General features: G+C 74.0%; 2 protein-coding genes. Both read left to right on the top strand.

Translation table 11 applies throughout. The annotated features are described in order from the left end of the window. Nucleotides 1-239: 239 nt before the first annotated feature. On the top strand, nt 240-1,910 hold the full coding sequence (locus tag AC1D15_RS26305; RefSeq protein ID WP_477828311.1) for an ATP-binding cassette domain-containing protein: 1,671 nt from the start codon (nt 240-242) through the stop codon (nt 1,908-1,910). 126 nt (nt 1,911-2,036) lie between these two features. Next, the gene (locus AC1D15_RS26300) at nt 2,037-2,495 is read left to right on the top strand and encodes a (2Fe-2S)-binding protein (RefSeq protein ID WP_477828310.1); all 459 of its coding nucleotides are present in this window, start codon (nt 2,037-2,039) and stop codon (nt 2,493-2,495) included. Nucleotides 2,496-2,600: the final 105 nt, after the last annotated feature.

Genomic DNA, 2,600 nt, shown 5'->3' with positions numbered 1-2,600 from the left:
GTCCTACAACGCAACAGGGCCCGGCATCCCGCCTTTGGAGGGTGCGCCGCCGACCGTTCATCCTTCAAGTTGACGACGGCGCGTTGACGGTGCGCGACAGCGTCGCTAGGATCGCCGTCTTTCCAGCCCTGCCTGCCCGTCCGATGCGCCGCTGAGCCTTTCCTTCGAACGCCGTTCCACGCCCCCTTGAGGCGGCGTGGCGTGCCTGCTTCTTCGGAAGCTTCCTTGGAAAGCCAGCCATGTCATCGATCTCCACGGGCCCGCGTCCGTCCGGGGCGCATCCGCCCGCCCCGTCTTCCGTTCCTGCTTCTTCCGTTCCTGCTTCCTCCTTCGCGTTCCAGCTGCGCGACGTGCAATGGCGCACGCCCGACGGCCGCGCGCTGTGGTCGACCCCGCTGTCGCTGTCGATCGGGCCCGGGCGGCTCGGCATCGTCGGGCGCAACGGTGCCGGCAAGAGCGTGCTGGTGCAGCTGCTGACCGGCGGCCTCGCGCCTTCGGGCGGCCGCGTCGAACGCGCCGGCCGCGCGCACCTCGTGTCCCCGCCGCTGCTCGCGCACGACCCGCGGCGCGTGGCCGATGCGATGGGCCTGGCCGCGGCGCTCGCGGCGGTCGAGCGCCTCGCGGCGGGCCTTGCGACGGCCGACGACCTGCTGCTCGCGGACGGCCAGTGGGACCTGCCGGCGCGCACCGCGCAGGCGCTGGCCGACGCCGGGCTGCCCGGTGTCTCGCCCGACACGCCGATGGCCGTGCTGAGCGGCGGCGAGCGCATGCGCGTCGCGCTGGCCGGCGCGATGGCGGCCGAGGCCGACTGCCTGGTGCTCGACGAGCCGAGCAACCACCTCGATGCACCGGCGCGTGCGTGGCTGCAGCGCTGGCTGCGCCAGTGCCAGCGCCCAGTGGTGCTGGTGAGCCACGACCGGCAACTGCTGCGTGCGGTCGACCGCATCGTCGAGCTCGGGCCGCGCGGCCTGTCGGTCTACGGCGGCGACTACGGCCTGTACGTCGCGCAGCGCGATGCGCAGGCGGCGGCGGCCGGCGCGGCGCTCGCCCATGCGCGCAACGAGCGCGACACCGCGCTGGCCCGGCTGCGCCGCGAGCACGCTGCGCGGCAGCGCAAGCAGTCGCAGGCGCGCCGCAACGCCCGCAGCGCGAACCTGTCGGCGATCACGATCAACGGCATGCGCGAGACGGCCGAGGCGACGAACGCGCGCGACGTGAAGCGCGACGCCGGCACCCGCCACGCGCTCGACGCTGCGGTGCGCGATGCCGCCCGGCGCGTCGCGCAGGAGCCGGCGGTGTTCGTCGCGCTGCCGGCCAGCCGCGTCGTGCCCGGCAAGCTGGTGCTGCGCCTCGACGACCTGCAGCTGCCGCACGGTGAAGCGCCGGTGAGCGACGCGTCGTTCAGCGGCCCGGTGCGCATCGCGCTGACCGGCCCGAACGGCTGCGGCAAGAGCACGCTGCTGCGGGTGATCGCCGGCCTGCTGCCGCCGGCCGCGGGCAGCGCGACGCTGCATGTGCCGTTCGCGGTGCTCGACCAGGACGCCGCGGCCGCGCTGCCGGCGCAGCGCACGCTGCTGGAACACCTGCGCGATCTCGACAGCCCGCTGCCGCCCGCCGAGTTGCGCACGCGCCTGGCCCAGCTGCGCCTGGGTGCGGTGCACGTCGAGCTGCCGATGGGCGCGCTGAGTGCGGGCGAGCGCCTGAAGGCCGCGCTCGCCTGCGCGCTGTGGCGCGGCCAGCCGGCCTGCCTGCTGTTGCTGGACGAGCCGACCAACCACCTCGACCTCGACAGCACGCTGGAACTGCAGCGCGCGCTGCAGGGCTTCGAGGGCGCGCTGCTGGTGGCGAGCCACGATGCGGAGTTCATCGAGGCGCTGCGACCGAGCCACCGCTGGCAGTGGCCGTCGTGACGGCCGCGAAGATGGCGCCTGCGCCGCCTCGACGTCCGGATTCGTGGGGTATTCGACCGACGCCGGGCGCGGCGCGCGGCCATCCTGGCGTCCGCATGTGGCCGTCGCCACGAAGCAGGAGCCAACGTGAAAGTGAATGGAACCCGGCGCAGCGCCGATGTCGACGGCGACACGCCGGTGCTGTGGGTGTTGCGCGACGTGCTCGGCATGACCGGCACCAAGTTCGGCTGCGGCGCAGGCCTGTGCGGCGCCTGCACGGTGCACGTCGACGGTGTGCCCACGCGCTCGTGCATCACCAGCGTCGAATCGGTCGGCCGGGCCGACGTGACGACGATCGAGGCACTGGCCGGCACCCGCATCGGCCGCGCGCTGCAGCAGGCATGGCGGGACCTCGAGGTCGTGCAGTGCGGCTACTGCCAGTCGGGCCAGCTGATGTCGGCCGCGGCCTTGCTGGCGGCGAACCGTGCGCCGAACGACGCCGACATCGACGCCGCGATGAGCGGCAACCTGTGCCGCTGCGGCACCTACCCGCGCATCCGCGACGGCATCCATGCCGCGGCACGCGCCTTGTCGAAAGGCGCATGACATGACAACGCACCTCGACGACGCGACGCTGTCGCGCAGAGACTTCCTCAGCATCGGCGCCGCCGCCGGCGGCGGGCTGCTGGTCGGCGTGAGCCTGGGCACGGC

Source organism: Rhizobacter sp. P2_H2, from assembly GCF_056403375.1.
The sequence above is the reverse complement of the archived record's forward strand: the minus strand, read 5'-3'. Positions and strand labels throughout refer to the sequence as shown.

Excerpts from the sequence above, each read along its gene's own strand:
- AC1D15_RS26305 (WP_477828311.1), top strand. The coding sequence starts at position 240 with ATGTCATCGATCTCCACGGGCCCGCGTCCGTCCGGGGCGCATCCGCCC.